The organism is Allobosea sp. GW822-FHT03F07 (assembly GCF_058801345.1).
In genome coordinates this window covers 1,756,512-1,774,148 of sequence record NZ_JBXAND010000001.1, presented here as the reverse complement: position 1 = coordinate 1,774,148, position 17,637 = coordinate 1,756,512, and the positions used below count along the sequence as shown (strand labels likewise).

Annotated in this window: 13 protein-coding genes; 9 read left to right on the top strand and 4 right to left on the bottom strand. The window is 67.1% G+C overall.

Annotation, left to right across the window (positions count from 1 at the left end; genetic code table 11):
* Positions 1 to 94 precede the first annotated feature (94 nt).
* Entirely contained in the window at positions 95 to 1,567 is a 1,473-nt protein-coding gene (locus tag AC1RMY_RS08535) for a type VI secretion system protein TssA (RefSeq protein ID WP_492863513.1), read from the bottom strand.
* 70 nt (positions 1,568 to 1,637) lie between these two features.
* Complete coding sequence (locus AC1RMY_RS08530) at positions 1,638 to 2,189, bottom strand: OmpA family protein (protein WP_492863512.1); 552 nt, start codon at positions 2,187 to 2,189, stop codon at positions 1,638 to 1,640.
* Between the two features lie 116 nt (positions 2,190 to 2,305).
* Between AC1RMY_RS08530 and AC1RMY_RS08525 the strand changes: the two genes are divergently transcribed.
* The 3 genes from AC1RMY_RS08525 to tagH all read left to right on the top strand — a co-directional run bounded on the left by AC1RMY_RS08525 (position 2,306) and on the right by tagH (position 6,217).
* Complete coding sequence (locus tag AC1RMY_RS08525) at positions 2,306 to 4,159, top strand: type VI secretion system Vgr family protein (RefSeq protein ID WP_492863511.1); 1,854 nt, start codon at positions 2,306 to 2,308, stop codon at positions 4,157 to 4,159.
* Between the two features lie 21 nt (positions 4,160 to 4,180).
* Positions 4,181 to 4,735 (top strand): DUF6931 family protein, encoded by a 555-nt coding sequence (locus AC1RMY_RS08520; protein ID WP_492863510.1) that lies wholly within the window; start codon positions 4,181 to 4,183, stop codon positions 4,733 to 4,735.
* A 99-nt stretch (positions 4,736 to 4,834) separates the two neighbouring features.
* Entirely contained in the window at positions 4,835 to 6,217 is a 1,383-nt protein-coding gene (gene tagH, locus AC1RMY_RS08515) for a type VI secretion system-associated FHA domain protein TagH (RefSeq protein WP_492863509.1), read from the top strand.
* A 140-nt stretch (positions 6,218 to 6,357) separates the two neighbouring features.
* Here the strand turns inward: tagH and AC1RMY_RS08510 are convergent, their stop codons facing one another.
* Entirely contained in the window at positions 6,358 to 6,717 is a 360-nt protein-coding gene (locus AC1RMY_RS08510) for a RidA family protein (RefSeq protein ID WP_492863508.1), read from the bottom strand.
* Between the two features lie 77 nt (positions 6,718 to 6,794).
* Positions 6,795 to 7,295, bottom strand: a complete 501-nt coding sequence (locus tag AC1RMY_RS08505) for a PAAR domain-containing protein (protein WP_492863507.1) — start codon at positions 7,293 to 7,295, stop codon at positions 6,795 to 6,797.
* 225 nt (positions 7,296 to 7,520) lie between these two features.
* On the opposite strand from AC1RMY_RS08505, the gene tssK reads away from it, so the two are divergent.
* The 6 genes from tssK to AC1RMY_RS08475 all read left to right on the top strand — a co-directional run bounded on the left by tssK (position 7,521) and on the right by AC1RMY_RS08475 (position 17,621).
* Positions 7,521 to 8,858, top strand: coding sequence for a type VI secretion system baseplate subunit TssK (tssK, locus tag AC1RMY_RS08500; RefSeq protein WP_492863506.1), 1,338 nt, complete (start codon positions 7,521 to 7,523; stop codon positions 8,856 to 8,858).
* Complete coding sequence (gene tssL / locus AC1RMY_RS08495) at positions 8,855 to 10,288, top strand: type VI secretion system protein TssL, long form (protein WP_492863505.1); 1,434 nt, start codon at positions 8,855 to 8,857, stop codon at positions 10,286 to 10,288. Before tssK ends, tssL begins: the two co-directional genes overlap by 4 nt.
* A 167-nt stretch (positions 10,289 to 10,455) precedes the next feature.
* On the top strand, positions 10,456 to 14,067 hold the full coding sequence (gene tssM / locus AC1RMY_RS08490; RefSeq protein WP_492863504.1) for a type VI secretion system membrane subunit TssM: 3,612 nt from the start codon (positions 10,456 to 10,458) through the stop codon (positions 14,065 to 14,067).
* A gap of 4 nt (positions 14,068 to 14,071) precedes the next feature.
* Positions 14,072 to 14,779: a type VI secretion system-associated protein TagF gene (gene tagF / locus AC1RMY_RS08485; RefSeq protein WP_492863503.1), complete on the top strand. Its 708-nt coding sequence runs from the start codon at positions 14,072 to 14,074 to the stop codon at positions 14,777 to 14,779.
* Positions 14,776 to 15,573 (top strand): PP2C family protein-serine/threonine phosphatase, encoded by a 798-nt coding sequence (locus AC1RMY_RS08480; protein ID WP_492863502.1) that lies wholly within the window; start codon positions 14,776 to 14,778, stop codon positions 15,571 to 15,573. Before tagF ends, AC1RMY_RS08480 begins: the two co-directional genes overlap by 4 nt.
* Entirely contained in the window at positions 15,570 to 17,621 is a 2,052-nt protein-coding gene (locus AC1RMY_RS08475) for a serine/threonine-protein kinase (RefSeq protein WP_492863501.1), read from the top strand. The genes AC1RMY_RS08480 and AC1RMY_RS08475 overlap by 4 nt, the downstream gene beginning before the upstream one ends.
* The last annotated feature ends 16 nt before the right edge of the window (positions 17,622 to 17,637 follow it).

Sequence of the window (17,637 nt, the reverse complement as noted above, 5' to 3'; positions counted from 1 at the left end):
GCCGACGTAACGTGACATCCTAACCGTTGTTGCTCTCTACCGATATAGTCTCGCCAGTGTGACGCTTGGTTCAAGCGGAATACGAAAAACTGTCCTAGCTGTCGGCGTCCGGCATCATGGCCACTTCCGGGAGGATATTGCCGAGCAGGGCCATGAAATCCTGCTGCGCGAGCGCGCAGGCTTTGTCCATCAGCAGCGGCGTCGGATGCGAAGGCTCGATCTGGCGGTAGAACGCCGCGACCGCCTTCATCCCCGCGATCGCGTCCGTGCGGCTCTCGATCCTGGGAATGACAGCCTTGGCCGGGGCCGCCCGCGGCTCCTCGACAGGTTCCGGAGCCGCATCCTCGACGATGTCGGCATCGCCTTCGCCGCCGGATTCGGTTTCGCCTTCATCCGCAGATGCATCGGAAGCATCTTCGTCGGAACTTTCCTCGTAGGACGTCTCCTCCTCGTAGGAGCGATCCTCGTAACCATCCTCCCCGGCCGTTTCCTCCGGCGCGCTCAGACGCTCCAGCGGCAGCCGGAAACGCGGCCGGTCGCCGATCTCCAGCACCGCCGTAGCCAAATGATCCGGGAACATGATCTGAATGACTTCGATCAAGGACTTGCCGATCAGTTGCTGCGCCTGGCCGATCAGGAGAACCGCCGGGCTGGAAGGTTCCATGCGGCGAAAGTAGCCGAGGCAGGCGGCCAAGGTATCCTTCACTTGAAGGATGTTGCCGCAGGAGCCCGGAGCAAAGCTGTTCGTGCCTGCTGGCGCGACCGTGCCGGGCGTCGCCTCCGCCATCGGCACCGCCTGGTGCCCCGGCAAGCGACGCGCCACCGCCGCATCGAGGAAGGCGACGATCTGACCGACAAGCGCCGAGAGGCGCGGAAAGCTGAGCGTATGATCGGCCCCGACCTTCTCCAGCCAGATCGCGCGGATCGCCCCGAGCGCGTCGGCGATCGCGCGGGCCCGGGCAAGCGTGGCCGTGAGATCGTCGATGTCGACCTCGCTCAGCGCCGCCTGGATCGTGCCCTGGTCGGGATGCTGCTCCCCCTCGACGAGCTTCGTTTCGCCGCTGGCGACGAGTTGGCTCCGGAAGGCGAACGGGCCGATGCGCCGGCTGACGAACAGCGGGGCATGCTGCAGCGGCAGCACGACCGTTGGCAGTTCGTCGAGGCTCTGCAGCGCGACCTCGCGCATGATGAAATCGCCATCCATGGCGCGCGGATGCACCTCCTCCCAATGCTCGGACAGGAGGGTGGTAATGGTCGTTAGGCATGCCGCGAAAGCCGGCACGTCGCGATTGAGGATCGCGAGTTTGCCCGCCAGCACGAAGACCCTGAGATCTCTGGATCGCTCCAGCAGCTTCGAGAGGTCGGAAAAGGCAGCCGGGAACTCGATGCTGCCGCGATCGAATGCGACCTGCCGCCCGTCGTCGTCGCGCCTGAAATACTGCGCCGGCAGCGCGACTTCGAGCCGCGCCGTGACGTTCATGAAGTCGGCATCGTCCTCGAGGTCCGGCCCGCAGGGCTCGTCGCCGGAAATTGCACCCGCGTATTCAGCAAAATTCAAAGCCGCCATGGCCCTCACCCGTCACGCATTCAGCGGCTCGACCGCAGGGAAATCCGCCCAGCGGGCGCGTCGGGCTCGCTCAGTCGGTCTTCAGCCGCGTTTCGACACGGCGATTCTCGCCGGCGAAGGGATCGGCGACGACGGGCTTGTCCTGGCCGTAGCCGCGCGCCGCGAGCTTGGCCGTGTCGACGCCGCGATCGCTCAGATAGCGCACCACCGCCTGCGCGCGCCGCTGCGACAGATCGCGATTGTAGGACGGCGTGCCGGAGGCATCTGTGTGCCCCTCGACCACGAAGCTGCTGGCTGCGAGTTGCGGCGTCTTCAGCGCCTTGGCGAACTCGTCGAGATTGACCCGCGCATCGGGCTCGAGCACGTCGGAATTGTACTTGAATCGGACTACGAGGTCGAAGGCTGCCACGGCAGCCGGCTTCACGACATGCCCGGCCTTGCTGCAGTCGGCCTCCGTGCCGATGCACAGCCCGCGGGTTGCGCTGACCTGCGGCGTCGCCGGCTGGAAATGCTTGACGATGTCGTCCGCCTTGTAGGTCTGCGCCTGCGCCGGCAGCGCCTGCAGCACGTAAAAACCGACGGAAAGGATGGCGATGGCTGTATTCGCGGGTTGCTTGCGCATGGTCCCCCTCCCGTTTAGCTTAACGCGGGCGGCTAAGGATAGAAGGCGCAAATTATGACTCGCGCCATCCGCTACGTCAATATCAAAATAGCATCTACAACCGCGAGGTTTCGTTGATGGCCGCCGATCTTCGACAGTTTCAAAGAACTGCTTCGTTCGAAACCCCTTTGGGTCAAGACGTATTTTCTCTTGTACAGTTTGAAGGGCAGGAAGCTTTAAGCGAATTGTTTACATTTCAGATAGAGGCGACAAGCAAGACTGAAAACGCCGATCTTCAGAGCATCATGAGCCAGAAGTGCTCCGTGAAGATGACCCTGAAGAATGGCAGCCAGCGGATCTTCAACGGAACCCTGGTCGATGCCCAATGGCACGGCAAGGAAAACGACCTGTATCTCTACCGTTTCACGCTGCGGCCATGGCTCTGGCTGCTCTCGCAGCGGGCCGATTGCCGCATCTTCAAGAACAAGACCGCGATCGACATCATCAAGCTGATCTTCGCCAAGGAAGAGACGGCGAGCTTCGACGACCGGACCAGCGATGGGCTGCAGAAGATCGACTACTGCGTGCAGTATCGCGAGACCGATCTCGACTTCGTGCTGCGGCTGATGGAGCAGTACGGCATCTATTACTACTTCAAGCACGTCGATGGCGACCACAAGCTGGTGCTGTCCGATTCACGCTCCTCGCATGACCCGGTCAACGCCGCCGCCCAGCCGACCTTCGCCGGGGCCGGAACCGCCTATCCGCTGATGCCGGTTTCCAGCCGCCTGCCGCGCCATATCGAGCACATGACGCATTGGTCGAGCATGCGGCGCCTGCGGACGGGCAAGATCGCGCTGAAGGACTACGACTTCCAGCAGTCTGGCTCCGACCTCACCGCCCGCGCCGAAGAGGGCTTCGACAAGGCCAAGTCCTACGAGGCCTATGATTATCCCCGCAGCTACATCAAGCGGGACGAGGGCGAACACTTCGCCCGCGTGCGCGCCCAGGCGCAGCAGGCCAAGGACGATCGCCGCCACGCCGCCGGCGACGCGCCCAGCCTCTTTCCGGGGGCGCTGATGAAGCTCGCCGCGCACCAGACCGCCTCTGAAAACATCGAGTACCTCGTCGTCGGCGCGACCCATTCATTCACCGGACAGAGCTACCGCTCTGGCAGCGGGGACGAATCGACCTATCGCGGCTCCTATGAGTTCCAGAAGAGCGACCGGCGCTTCCGCGCGCCGCTGCTGACCCCGCGCCCAACCGTCTACGGCCCTCACACGGCCAAGGTCGTGGGCGACAAGAATCAGGGCGAGGAAGGCGACATCGACGTCGACGAGTTCGGCCGCGTCTATCTCCGCTTCCACTGGGACCGCGAGGATGAATCGACCTCCTGCCGCACGCGCGTCGCGCAGATGTGGTCCGGCAAGAACTGGGGCGGGCAGGTCATCCCGCGCATCGGCCAGGAGGTCGTGGTCGAGTTCCTCGAAGGTAATCCGGACCTGCCGCTGGTCACCGGCACGGTCGTCAACGACCAGCACAAGCCGGCTTACGCCTTGCCCGACAACAAGACGCAGTCCGGCCTGAAATCCGAATCGACCGACGGGGCCGGCATTTCCAACTGCTACAACGAGATCAAGTTCGAGGACCGCTATCGCCAGGAGGTCTTCAGCATCCAGGCCGAAAAGGACTTCAAGGCCCTGATCAAGGACAGCGAAACGCGCGAGGTCGGCCCCGACTACAGCGGCGGCGGCTACTCGCGCGAAACCAGGCTCAAGAAGGGCAACGATCTCCTCCATGTCGAGCAGGGCAAGCTCGACATCGAGGCCCGCGACGCGATCAACCTCACGGTCGGCCAGAGCACGATCAAGATGCTGCCGACCAGCATCGAGATCTCCTCGCCGACCATCGTGATCACCAGCGTCGCCAAGACCGAGGTGCGCAGCGATGCGGTCGTCATCATCAATGGCGGCATGGTCAAGATAAACTGAACAAGATCGACTGAGAGAGTGATGTCGCGCCTTCGCTTCAGCACCGCCCAGGAGGTGTTCGACACCTTCCCCTCGCTCCGCAAGGTCATCGCGACCAAGCCGACGACCGAGCATCCGCTGGCCTTCCTGAAGCGGCTGGCGCAAGGCCAGGCGCCAGCCGAGGCGATCGGCTTCTGCGCCTTCGTCCTGCCACGCCGTGAAGCGGTCTGGTGGGCGTCGCAGTCGCTGCGCGCGATGCAGGCGCCCGGAACGGCGCCGGACCCAGGCCTCGCCGCCGCCGAGGCCTGGGTCCGCGATCCGCGCGACGAGACGCGCAGGGCGGCGCTCGCCTTGGCGGACGAGGGCGACACCGCCCTGCCCGGCACCTGGGCCGCCTTCGCCGCCGCCTATTCCGGCGGCAGCATGGTGGCGACCCATACTGTGCCCTGCCCCCCCGACCTGACTGCGAAAATGGCGCGCATCGCCGTTCTGGTGGCGCTGGGCCGGCTTTCGGGGCGGGAACATCAGGCCGCATTGCGCAATTGTGTCGAAGCATGCATTCGATTGGCCGATGACGACGGCAAGACGAGATCCTGAACGCTGGCCGGCCGGCCGGCACACCACCGTCCTTCCGGCTGCCGGAAGCGCCGGGCTTGCACCCTGCACGGGGTCGCGGCCGAGCCCGGGAGATGTGCGATGCCACTGACGCTGACCATCGAGAACGAGACCGCGCTGCCCGACGGCGGTCCCCTCAGCGTCACGTTGAGCGGTGGGCGCGGCCTCGACATTGGCAGAGACCAGCATCTCGACTGGTCTCTGCCCGATCCGACGCGAGCGATCTCCGGCCGCCATTGCGAGGTCCGCTTCCAGGACGGTAGCTACTGGCTGCGCGACGTCTCGACCAACGGCACCTATGTCAACGGCGGCAGTCAGCGCGTGCAGTCGCCCTACCGGCTCCAGCATGGCGACCGGCTCGAGATCGGCCACTACATCATCGCCGTCACGATCGACGACGCGGCCCAGGCGGAACAGGCGGTGGCGCCGGCAACTCCCTCCTATGCCGCCCAGCCGGAATCGCTCTGGTCATCGAGCGGCGACGAGGCCCCGCCGATCCCGCGCCGCGACCTGCTGCCACCGAGCCGGCATCGCCCCGTCCATGACGGCTTCATCGACTGGGCCGCCGATATCCCGACGCCCACGGCCGAACCCGCAGTCCCGCGGCCAGCCCTGCCGACACCCCAGCCGCGTAGCGACGACTTCGCCTGGGCCCCCTATCGGGAACCGCCCCCGCCGGCAGCGGAGCCGGTGGCGCCGATCCCGACGCCGCGTCGTCCGATCACGGCCGACCTGCCCCCGGGCGATCCCTGGGGCGATCCATCGTCGGCGGAGCCCGCCACACCGATCGCATCGCTGCCTCCGGCCGCTTCGCCGCCGGCCCAGCCCTTCACGCCGCCGCCCTCGCAGCCTTTCGCGCCGCCGCCGGCCGGCATGCCCTCAATCTCCGCAGCCGAATTCGTCCAGCGTTTCGCCAAGGGCGCAGGCCTCTCCACCGGCGACCTGGGCTGGCAGGATCCGGGCGCCTTCGCCGAACAGCTCGGCGGGCTGATGCGTCTCGTCGCGATCGAGCTGAAGCAGCTTCTCGCCGCGCGCGCCGAGAGCAAGCGCATCGCCCGCAGCGCCAACCAGACGATGATCCAGGCGCAGGACAACAATCCGCTGAAGTTCTCGCCGACCGTGGACGACGCGCTGCAGCTCATCTTCGGCCGACCGAAGAGCGGCTATCTCAGCGCGCAGAAGGCCTTCGACGAAAGCTTCCGCGACCTCAAGGCCCACCAGATCAAGACCTACTCGGCCATGCAGCACGCTCTGCGCATGCTCGTCGAGGATCTCGACCCGCAGGCCATCGCCGAAAGCATGGCGCAGGAACGCGGCCTCGACTCCCTGCTCGGCTCGCGCAAGGCCAAGATGTGGGACGCCTATGTCGCGCGCTGGGAGGCCAAGACCGCCCCCTATGAGGACGGCCTCGTCGACGCCTTCATGCTCTATTTCGCCGAGTGCTACGACCGCGGCGGCAAGTGAGACTGCCACGCCGTCATGGTCGGGCTTGTCCCGACCATCCACGTCTTCGCTGGTCGAGACCTGTGTTCAAGACGTGGATGCTCGCCACAAGCGCGAGCATGACGCCGGGCGCTCGCAAAGACGGCTGACCGAACAGCGCCTCAGGCGCCCTTCTTCGCCGCCACCGCCGTGATCTCGATGTACTGGTCCGGCGAAGCGAGCTTGGCCTCGACGGTGGCGCGGGCCGGCGCGGTACCCGGCGGCACCCAGGCGTCCCAGACGGCATTCATCTCGGCGATCTTCGAGATGTCGGTGAGGAAGATCTGGACGCTCAGGATGCGGCTCTTGTCGCTGCCGGCGGCCTCGAGCGTCTCTTCCAGCAGCGCCAGAACCTCCGTCGTCTGCTCCCCGAGCGGGCGGCCTTCGGTCTTCTCGGCGACATGGCCCGCGAGGAACACGATGCCGTTGAAGATCGCGGCATCGCACCAGCGCTGAGTCACTCCGATGCGTTCGATGGCCATGGTCGGTATCCTCTCGTGAAGTCGGCTGACGCGGAACGGCCCGCGCCGGCCCCGTCTACCCGAGGATGCCGGACCCGTCAGCCGCCGATGATGACCGTCGTCAGGCCCATCGTGATCTTGTTCGGCGGGCCGACCGCCTCGATGATCGTGTCGCCGACACGGCAGGCCGAGAGATTGTTGATCAGCACGGTCTGCGAGCCGTCGATGACGACGCCCGGTCCATGCGGCGGCATGGGCAGCAATGTCAGGCAGCTATGGATGTCCGCACCACCGGCCGCCCCCGTGATCATCGAGCCCATGCTGGCAGCAGCCGTCGCCTTGGCGGTCTCCTCGGCCGCCTTGGCCGCGGGCGCGCCGGGCGTGCCCGCGGCCGCGAGCGTAGCGGCTTCAGCCGTCGCGATCGCGGCATCGGAGACCTGTCGCGCCGCCTGGATCGCCGCCGCCGCAGCAGCGGAGACGCCGCGCCAGGCCGGCAGGCCGCCGATCAGCACGGTCGGGCTGCCGGGCCCGGGCTGGAGGATGCCGGGCAGCGGATGCAGCACCATGTCGAGAATTCGCGCGGCTGGGCCTGTCGGCATTCGTCAGCTCCTGCTTGGCGCCCCCACCGGACATCATCGCGTCTCGCGCGGACAATCCGATATAGGCAGCGGATTCGATCTTGATCGACTGCCCACGATCGCACAACCGCGCATCATTCAAGTCAATGACGGCGGCCGTTTTCTTGCGGGCTAGCATTCGCTTGGTGACGCTTGTTGGCGACCCGTATAAGGTTGCCGACATGCCTTTGAGTGAGCGAGACCCGGATGTCGTGGTACAGCAAGGTCGTCTGGTCGGAAGGGCTGTTTCTAAGGCCACATCACTTCCAGCAGAACGATCGGTATCTTGAGAACCTGCTGGAAAACCGCGTCCGGCATGTCACCCCTTACCCATGGGGATTCTCGGTGTTGGAGATCGACCGCGATCTCGCCCAGCAGAGCCGGATAGGCCTGCGCCGCGCCGTCGGCGTGATGCCGGACGGAACGCCCTTCGCCATGCCCGACAACAGCCCGCTGCCGCTGGCGATCGAGGTGCCGGAGAACGCCGCCGGCCAGATCGTCTGGCTCTCCTTGCCGCTCGCCTCGGCCAACACCCGAGAGGTCGAGGACGCGCTCAACGGCAGCGCCAGCCGCTTCGTCCCCGCTACCGAGATGCTGATCGATTCGACCGCCTCGCTGCGGATCGAGGAGGAGATCGACATCGCCCATCCGCGCCTGACGCTGGAGCTGCGCAAGACCGCCAAGGCCGGCTATGTCGGCCTGGCGCTCGGGCGCATCCTCGAGGTCCGCGACCGGGCGATCCTGTTCGACGAGAAATTCGCCCCGCCGGTGCTGGTCTGCTCCGCCTATCCGGTGATCGAGGGCTGGCTCGACCGCGTCATCGGCTGGATCGACAACAAGCTGGAAGAACTCGCCCGCTATGCCGCAGACCCGACCGCAGGCGGCGGCCTGCAGAGCGCCGACTATTTCATGCTGCAATTGCTGAACCGGCAGATCCCGGTGCTGAAGCATCTGCGCCAGTCGCGCTACGTCCATCCCGAACGGCTGTTCGTGACCTTCGTCGCACTGGCCGGCGAGCTTGCGACCTTCACCACGGCCGAGCGCCGCGCCCGTGACTACCCTCCTTACGACCATGACGATCTGGAAAACTGCTTCACGCCGGTCGTGCGCGACATCCAGGACTTCCTCTCGGCTAATCTCGGCCGCCGCGCGATCCGGCTGGAGATCACCGAGCGCGCGCCCAACGCCTTCATGTCGACAATCCGCGACCGCAGCCTCGTCCGCAACGCGACGCTGGTACTGGAAGTGGCGGCGCGGCGCCCGCTGACCGAGATCCAGGCGCAGTTCCCGCAGCTCTTTAAGGTCGGCCCGAACACCAAGATGAACGAGATCGTACATGCCCATCTGCCGGGCATCAATCTCGTCCATCTGCCAACGCCGCCGCCGCAGATCCGCGCGCTGACCGACCATGTCTATTTCTATCTCGACCGCACCTCGCCGCTCTGGCCCGAATTCTCGACGGCGAGTTCGATCGGCATGCACTTCTCCGGTGACTGGCCCGACCTCGAACTGGAACTCTGGGCCGTGCTCGAGGGCAGGCGATGAGCGACCCGGGTTCGCCCTCCGATCCGTTCGGCCGTTCCGACCGGACCATCATCAGGCCGAACCCGGCCGGACGCCGCGCGCCCCTGCCCTCCCGCCCGGCGCAACCCGCGCCGGCCGCCCCCACGCCCTATGCGCCATCCGTCGCCTCGCCCGGCGTCCCCGGAACCGGCGATGAATGGCTCTCCGCCGCCCCGCCGGCTCCCCAGCGCCCGGCGCCGCCGCCCCCGCCGATCTCGGGCGGCCCGATGCCGGGACGCGAACAACTCCTGACACCGAACGCCAACCCGCTGCTGCGCGCCGCCGGGCCGCTGTTGCTGCTGCTCGGGCGCCTGCGCTCGTCCTTGAGCAGTGCTCCGCCGGCGCAGTTGCTCGGACAGGTCACGGACACGATCGAGGCCTTCGAGCACGAGGTCCGTTCGGCCGGCATCTCCGCCGAACAGACCCGCATCGCGAAATACATCCTGTGCGCGGCCGCCGACGACATCGTCCAGAACATTCCCGGCGAGGACCGGCATGTCTGGACGCAATACAGCATGCTCTCGCGCTTCTTCGGCGAGCGCACCGGCGGCGTGCGCTTCTTCGAGGAACTCGACCGCGCCAAGGCGGACCCGTCGGTCAATTACGACCTGCTCGAGATGATGCATGCCTGCCTGGCGCTTGGTTTCCAGGGCATCCACCGGACCTCGTCAGGCGGCGCAGCCAATCTCCAGATCATCCAGCGCAACCTGTTCGAGACCTTGCGCCGCGTGAAGCAGCCCGACGCCGAGCTGTCGCCGCGCTGGCGCGGCCAGGCCGTCGCCTCGCAGGTGGCGCGCTTCAAGGTTCCGGTCTGGTCGGTCGCGGCGCTGGCCGGCGTCGCCGTTCTCGGCCTCTATTTCGTCTTCCGCTTCCTGCTGTCCGGCAATGCGGAAGCCGCGGCCACGGCCATGCTCTCGGTCCACCCCAAGGGCGAGCTCGGCATCGTCCGCAAGGTCTTCTCGGCCCCCCCGCCGCCGCTCCCGCCTCCGCCCGTGCCGCCCAAGGTCTGCGGCGCGGTGCAGCCGCCGATCGTCTGTCAGGTCACGCCCAACGTCATCCTCGTCAGGCTCGTCGACATCACCCTGTTCGAGCCCGGTCAGGCCGCGGTGCGCGACGAGTTCCGGCCGCTGATCGAGCGCATCGCCACCGTGCTGGAAACCGAGGGCGGCGCCGTCAAGGTGCTCGGCCATACCGACAATGTGCCGATCCGCACGGCCCGCTTCCCCTCCAATGTCGAGCTGTCGCAGGCTCGGGCCAAGGCGGTGGGCGAACTGCTGAAGACGAAGCTGAGCAAGCCCGACCGGATCAGCTTCGAGGGCAAGGGCGCCGACGTCCCGATCGCGCCCAACGCCACCCGCGAAGGACGCGCCAAGAACCGGCGCGTCGAGATCGTGATCCAGCGGCAGGGCTGAACCATGCTGCACCTTTACGAGAACGCAGTGTCATCCCGGCCGCAGCGAAGCGAAGAGCCGGGATCCATGCCTGAGCCCCAATCCCGCAGGCTCCGGAATGGATCCCGGGTCAAGCCCGGGATGACGGCGCGCTTCCGCGTGAAATCAGCACCGTCCGGGAGGTGCAGATGAATCTCGCCGCCTGGTTGCGTGTTGCTGCGATCTTCGTCGGAACCTTGGCGCTCGCCCTGCTCGTCTGGTTCGGCGCGCCGTTCCTTGCGGTCGGCGAGGTCAGGCCGTTCGAGTCGATCTGGGTGCGCCTGCCCATCGTCGCGCTGCTGGCGCTCGGCGCCGTCGCCTGGATCGCCGTGATCGTCATCCGCCGCCGCCGCGCGACTGCGGCGCTGACGCAGGCTCTGGAACAGCAGCAGGAATCGACCGGCGATGCCGCGGCGCTGTCCGGCGCCATGCACGACGCCCTGGCGACGCTGCGCCGTGCTCGTGGCGCGAAGGGGGGCGATTATCTCTATGACCTGCCCTGGTACGTCATCATCGGCCCGCCCGGCGCCGGCAAGACGACCGCGCTGGTCAATTCCGGGCTGAAATTCCCCCTCGCCCGTGGCGGCGCAGCGCCTGCAGCGGTGGCCGGCGTCGGCGGCACACGCTACTGCGACTGGTGGTTCGCCGAGGAAGCGGTGCTGATCGACACCGCCGGCCGCTACACCACGCAGGACACCGACACCAACGCCGAGAAGGCGAGCTGGTTTGCCTTCCTCGACCTGCTCAAGGCCAACCGCCCGCGCCAGCCGATCAACGGCGTCATGGTCGCGATCAGCGTCGAGGACCTGCTGACCTCCTCGCCGGAGGAGATCGCTGCCCATGCCGACGCGATCCGCAGCCGCCTGCTCGAACTCAACGAGCGGCTGAAGGTCGATTTCCCGGTCTATGCCGTCTTCACGAAATCCGACCTGATCGCAGGCTTCAACGAGTTCTTCGGCGCGCTCTCCGAGCCGCAGCGCCGCATGGTCTGGGGCCACTCCTTCCAGACCACCGACAAGACCCGCAACATGATCGGCGATGTCGCGCCCGAATACGACGCGCTGATCGAACGCCTGAACGAACGCCTGCCCGATCGCCTGCAGGACGAGGCCAATCCGACCGCCCGCGCCCAGATCTTCGGCTTCCCGAGCCAGATGGCGACGCTGAAGCGCTCGATCGTGGATTTCCTCGGCCGCGTCTTCGAACCGACCCGCTATCACGCCAATGCGACGCTGCGCGGCTTCTACTTCACCTCCGGCACGCAGGAAGGCACGCCGATCGACCAACTGATTGGCGCCCTTTCACGCAGTTTCGGCAGCGACCACGCCAATACCGGCGCCTATTCCGGCCGCGGCAAGAGCTACTTCCTCACCGACCTGATCCAGAAGGTGATCATCGGCGAGGCCGGCTGGGTTTCGACCGATCTCGGCGCTGCGCGCCGCGCCACCATGCTGCGCGTTGCAGGCTTCGCCACGGTCGCCATCGTCTCGCTGGTGGCGCTCGGCCTGTGGTGGATGAGCTTCTCGCGCAACAGCGACCTGATCACCGCAACCAACTACGGCTTGTCGGACTACCGCAGCAGCGCCGCGCCGGTGCTGCAGGAGACGACGATCTCCGAGCGTAATTTCAGCCGTGTGCTGCCGCTGTTGCACAAGCTGCGCCACATGCCGGCAGGCTACGCCACGCGTGAGGAGCCGACGCCGGTTGCCGCCACCTTTGGCCTCAGTCAGCGCGACCGGCTCCAGAACGCTGCCGAAATCACCTATCAGCAGGCGCTGGAACGGATGCTGCGCTCGCGCATCATCTTCCGGCTGGAGGAGCAGCTCGAGGCCAACCAGAACAATCCAGGCTTCGTCTACGAGGCGCTCAAGGTCTACATGATGGTTGGTGGGCAGGCGAAACTCGACCGCGACCTCGTCATCGCCTGGATGCGGCTGGACTGGGCCGAGAACCTGTTCCCGGGCGCCGCCAACGCCAAGGGCCGCGAGGCGCTGGAGGAGCATCTCGTCGCGATGCTCGACCTCGACGACGGCGATGCCGAGCCGCTGGTCAAGCTCAACCAGTCGCTGATCGAGAACAGCCAGCGCACCCTGCGCCGCCTCAGCATCGCGGAGCGCGCCTATGAACTGCTGCGCACCCAGGCCCGCTCGCAGAGCCAGAAGGACTGGGTCGCGGCAAGGCGCGGCGGCTCCGACGTCCGCCTGGCTTTCGAGGGCGTCGGTGGCGAAGACCTCGATCAGGTTCGCGTGCCCTATTTCTACACCTATGACGGCTTCCAGAACGCCTTCGTCGATCGCCTCGGCGATATCGGCGACCGGATCGAGAAGGAGCGCTGGGTGCTGGGCGAGAATGTCGACCAGCAGGCGATCATCTCGCAATACGCCACGCTCTTCCAGGACCTGCTGAAGCTCTACAGCCGCGACTACGTCGCCTCCTGGCAGCGCTCGCTGGCGCGCCTGAAGCTGCGCCCGCTTAACGCCGACAAGCCGCAATATGTCGCGCTCAGCGCCATGGCGGCGCCGACCTCGCCCTTCAAGCAGATCCTCGAATCCATCCGCGACGAGACGCAGCTCACCAAGGAGCGGCCCTCCGCCCGCAAGGCGGCGGCACAAGCGGCGACCGACGTGCTGGAAAAGCGCGCGAGCGAAGCGCTGAGCCGGCTGGGCACCAACCTCCCCTTGAGCGCGCCCGGCGTCGAGCGCGTGCTCGGCGGTGGCGGCAACGAGGCGCTCGGCGCCGACATCGAGAGCCAGTTCAAGCCCTTCCATGTCCTGGTCGAGGGCGATCTCGGCCGCCGGCCGGTCGACCAGCTCCTTCAGATCTTCTCGGAGATCAACCAGAACCTCGCCATCGCCGCGACCAACCCGGCCCAGTCGGCTGCAGCCAATGCGGCACTGGTGCCGCTGATCGCGGCCTTGCGCGCCAATTCCTCGCGCTATCCCGCGCCCTTCGGCGCCATGGTCGTCTCGGCGGTCAACGATTTCGAGGGCGATGCCACAGGGGCGACGGTCGCGCTGCTGCGACAGGCACTGGGCGATCAGGTCGGCCGCGTCTGCACCGATATCCTGACCAACCGCTACCCCTTCGTGAAGGCGAGCACGCGCGACGTGCCGCTGGCCGACTTCGCCCGGCTGTTCGCTCCCGGCGGCATCATGGACAAGTTCTACAAGGAGCGGCTCGAGCCCTATGTCGACAGCTCCAAGGCGCAGTGGAACTGGCGTGTCGAAAGCCGCGTCGCCCGCGCGCTCTCACCGACGACGCTCCGCGAATTCCAGCGCGCCAGCGAGATCAAGGAGGCCTTCTTCCCGACTGGCGGCAACCTGCCTTCCTTCCAGATGATCGTCGTCCCGACCGCGCTCTCGGCCGACGCGGCCAGCGCCAAGCTCGAGATCAACGGCTTCACCGTGCAGAGCCAGCAGGGCGTCAACACGCCGGCGCCGGTGATGTGGCCGGGTGCCGGCATCGGCCGCACGGCCATCACCCTGACGCTCGGCGGCAGCACCGGCGGGGCGTTCGGTGGCGGCTTCTTCTCCAGCGGGCCGAGTACGCCCTCTGGCGAGGTCAAGCTCTTCGAGAAGGACGGCGTCTGGTCCTTCTTCCGCCTGCTCGATGCCGGTTCGGTGCTCAAGCAGGGCGACAATGTCGGGCTGACGCTCGCGGCCGGCGGTCGCCAGGTCGGCTACTCCTTCGGCGTCGGCTCGCTCAAGAATCCGCTGATCCTGCCCGCCTTGCGGGACATCCGCTGCCCGACCGGGATCTGAGACGATGGCCTGCGGATTGTTCGGAAAGCTGCCGGGCAAGCGCGACTTCATCGCCTTGAATGCCCCCGCCGCCTTTCTCAAAGTCTACGAGGCCTGGCTCCAGGGCGGCCTCACCGCGAGCCGGCTCGAACTCGCCGGCGGCTGGCAGCAGGCCTTCCTGAACGCGCCGATCTGGCGCTTCTGGCTCGGGCAGACCTTCTGCGGCCAGACGGTTGCCGGGGCTTTCATGCCCTCGGTCGATGGGGTCGGGCGCTATTTCCCGCTGACCGCCTTCGCCCTGGCGGAACCCGGCGGCGCGATCCCGCATCCGGAACTCGATCCGCAGGACGCCTGGTTCGGCGAAATCGAGGATTTCCTGCTGCAGGCGCTGGATGCCGAAGCGAGCTTCGAAGCCGTCTCGCTGCGCCTCGGTCAATTGCGAACACCCAGCGACGAACTGCTCGCACCGCCTCCGGCCGATATGGTGCGGCTCCCGGACGGCACCATCGTCACGGCGATCACCGCTTCCGGCTTTCCCGAGCGGCTGGCGGCACTGCGTGTCGAGGACCATGCCCGCGCCTATGCTCACTCGACCTGCTTCTGGACAGTCGGCGGCGAGAATTTCGAGCCGCTCGCTCTGGTCGGCCACGGCCTTCCCGACCCCTATCTGTTCAGCGGCCTGCTGACCGGCCGTTTCGATGCGTTCCTCCAACAGGGGCGAGCCGGACCATGAACGACCTCAGCCACGCCACCGCCCCCTTCGAGACCGGCGCGATCAGCCATGTCGGCCGCGTCCGCAGCGCCAATGAGGACAATCTGGTCGTCCGTCCGGAGTTCGGCGTCTGGGCCGTGGCGGACGGCATGGGCGGCCACGAGAACGGTGCGCTGGCCAGCGCGACCGTCGCAGCCGCGATCGAACGTATCGGCGTGACCCAGTCGGCGCCGGATCTGCTGGCGCGGCTGGAGGATGGGGTTCTCCAGGCGAATGCCGAGCTGCGCCGGCGCATCGCCGACAGCGGCGGCGCGCCGATGGGTTCGACGCTCGCCGTCCTGCTCGTCCACGACCGGCATTTCGCCTGCGTCTGGTCGGGCGACAGCCGCATCTATCTCGTCCGGGCCGGCCAGATCACGCAGATCTCGCGCGACCATACCGAGGTCCAGGACATGGTCGAGCGCGGCCTGCTGACGCCTGACGAGGCCAGGCGCTCGCCGCGCCGCCACGTCATCACCCGAGCCATCGGCGTCCACGACATGCCGGAGCTCGACCTCGACAGTGGCGAGATCGCGAGCGAGGACGTCTTCGTGCTCTGCTCGGACGGGCTGACCGAGCATGTCGCGGATGACGAGATCCTCCAGGCGGTCGACGATGCCGGCGCCCAGCAGGCCTGCGACGCCTTGCTGGCGCTGACCTTGCAGCGCGGCGCGCGCGACAATGTCACGGTAATCATCGTCCGTTATCATCAGGACGAGTCCCGGAACACGCAGTGGATGCCCAATATGCGCATGCAGGGGAATGGCACGCCATGAGCGACTCCGAGCGCACCGTCTTTACGCCGCGCGCCGGCGCCGTCTCGGTCGGGACCACGCTGAACGGGATTTACGAGGTCGAACGGCTGATCGCGGTCGGCGGCATGGGCGAGGTGTACAAGGGCCGCGCCATCCAGACGGGCGACGCCGTCGCGATCAAGATGATCCGCCCCGAAATGGCGCGTGACGAGGCCGCGCTCGCCCTGTTCCGGCGCGAGGCGGCGGCGCTGCATAATCTCTATAACGAGGCCATCGTCCGCTATTACGTCTTCACCATCGACCCTGTGACGCAGTCGCCCTATCTCGCGATGGAATTCGTCGATGGCCAGCCCCTGTCCGACCGTATCAAGGAAGGACCGCTGAGCCTGGAGGAGGTCGACGTGCTGCGCCGGCGCATCGCGCCCGCGCTGCATGCCGCGCACCTGCTCGGCATCGTTCACCGCGATATCTCGCCCGACAACATCATCCTGCCCGGCGGCAATCTGGCCCGTGCCAAGATCATCGATTTCGGCATCGCCCGCTCCAGCGTCCTGGGCGACGGCACGGTGATCGGCTCCGGCTTCGCCGGCAAATACAACTATGTCTCGCCCGAACAGCTCGGCCTCTATGATGGCGAGGTCACCGGCCGCTCCGACATGTACAGTTTCGGCCTCGTCCTGGCCGAGGCGCTGACCGGCAAGGCGCTCGACATGGGCGGCACCCAGGTCCAGATCCTCGACAAGCGCCGCCGCGTGCCCGATCTGTCATTGGTCGATGCGCGCATCCGCCCGCTGCTGACACGCATGCTCGCCGCCGACCCCGCCGACCGCCTCGCCGACATGTCCGAGGTCGCCGCCTGGGAGCCGAAAACAGCCTTCAGCCGCAGCAAGCCCAAACCGCTCGCCTCGTCCTCCGGCGACAACAAGAGCGGCGGGGGTGCCCTGTGGCGGGCGCTGGCCGGCGTCGCCGCGGTCGCGCTCATCGCTGCAGGCGGCTTCTACGGCTGGACGCTTCTTGGCCGCGACCAGCGCCCGCCGAGCAGCCCGCCGCCGCTTCTCTCGGAAACGCGGCAGGAGCCTTCCACGCAGGCGCAAAGCAAGCCGCCGGAGTTGACCGAACCGGCCGCCCCGCCCGCTTCGGTGACGCCGCCGCCGAACCTTTCGGACCCTCCGGCCAGCGCGCCCGCAGCGCCGCAGCCGAACCCGCAGATCGGCATGAGCACTACGCCGCCTGCTGTGCCGGCGGCCCCGCCGCCATCGGAGTCCAGGCCGCCGGCCTCAGCGTCACCCGATCCGCGGATGCCGCAACCAACCAGCGCCGAGCCGCCGAGGCCACCCGCGACGCCGACTACCCCGTCGCAACAGCCGCCAGTTCGACCCGAACCTCCGCCGGCCAGCGCCGGCCACAGCGACCCGCCGCCCGCAACCTCGACCGAGCAGCCCGCACGCACCCCGGCCGAGCGCATCCAGCGCTATGTCGCGACCTATGAGGGTGGGCCCTGCTTCTTCCTCTGGCCGACGGAACTGTCGGACAGGCGCGTCGTGCTGGAAGGCTTCGGCAACACGACCGAGCCCTTCGTCAATTTCGACAACGCTTTCAAGGCAGCGAACGGCTTCGAGGCGCAGATCCATCTGCGCCCGATCACCGCCGCCCAATGCCCGATGGCGGATTTCCTGCGCCAGCTTGGCGACAATATCGATCGCACCCCACGGCTGCAGATCAACGCCTTCAACATGAAGAGCGGCGACGTGCTGAGCGGCACGATCGACAATGACGGCGGCCGCAACATCGCCGTCGTGCTGATCGGCGATGACGGGCTGGTCTACAATCTGGCGAGCTATCTCCGGCGCGACGGCCGGCGCGCGAATTTCAACCTCAAGCTCGAATCGGCGGCCGGGGGGGCACCGCGTCCGCAGACGGTCCTGACCTTCGTCAGCGAGGCGCCGCTGCCGGCCCTGTCCGGACCCAACCCCACCTCTTCGGCCGACTTCTTCGCCAGTCTGAAGCAGGATGTCACGCGCCAGGGCGGCAAGTTGGGCCTGGGAGTCCGGTATTTCCGGATCGAGTAACTGCCAGGGGCTCAGG

What these genes read in the sequence shown, in the direction of transcription:
- tagH (WP_492863509.1), top strand. Translation starts at nt 4,835, where the DNA reads ATGCCACTGACGCTGACCATCGAGAACGAGACCGCGCTGCCCGACGGC.
- AC1RMY_RS08480 (WP_492863502.1), top strand. Translation starts at nt 14,776, where the DNA reads ATGAACGACCTCAGCCACGCCACCGCCCCCTTCGAGACCGGCGCGATC.
- tssM (WP_492863504.1), top strand. Translation starts at nt 10,456, where the DNA reads ATGAATCTCGCCGCCTGGTTGCGTGTTGCTGCGATCTTCGTCGGAACC.
- AC1RMY_RS08505 (WP_492863507.1), bottom strand. Translation starts at nt 7,295, where the DNA reads ATGCCGACAGGCCCAGCCGCGCGAATTCTCGACATGGTGCTGCATCCG.
- tssK (WP_492863506.1), top strand. Translation starts at nt 7,521, where the DNA reads ATGTCGTGGTACAGCAAGGTCGTCTGGTCGGAAGGGCTGTTTCTAAGG.
- AC1RMY_RS08525 (WP_492863511.1), top strand. Translation starts at nt 2,306, where the DNA reads ATGGCCGCCGATCTTCGACAGTTTCAAAGAACTGCTTCGTTCGAAACC.
- tagF (WP_492863503.1), top strand. Translation starts at nt 14,072, where the DNA reads ATGGCCTGCGGATTGTTCGGAAAGCTGCCGGGCAAGCGCGACTTCATC.
- AC1RMY_RS08510 (WP_492863508.1), bottom strand. Translation starts at nt 6,717, where the DNA reads ATGGCCATCGAACGCATCGGAGTGACTCAGCGCTGGTGCGATGCCGCG.
- AC1RMY_RS08475 (WP_492863501.1), top strand. Translation starts at nt 15,570, where the DNA reads ATGAGCGACTCCGAGCGCACCGTCTTTACGCCGCGCGCCGGCGCCGTC.
- tssL (WP_492863505.1), top strand. Translation starts at nt 8,855, where the DNA reads ATGAGCGACCCGGGTTCGCCCTCCGATCCGTTCGGCCGTTCCGACCGG.
- AC1RMY_RS08530 (WP_492863512.1), bottom strand. Translation starts at nt 2,189, where the DNA reads ATGCGCAAGCAACCCGCGAATACAGCCATCGCCATCCTTTCCGTCGGT.
- AC1RMY_RS08535 (WP_492863513.1), bottom strand. Translation starts at nt 1,567, where the DNA reads ATGGCGGCTTTGAATTTTGCTGAATACGCGGGTGCAATTTCCGGCGAC.
- AC1RMY_RS08520 (WP_492863510.1), top strand. Translation starts at nt 4,181, where the DNA reads ATGTCGCGCCTTCGCTTCAGCACCGCCCAGGAGGTGTTCGACACCTTC.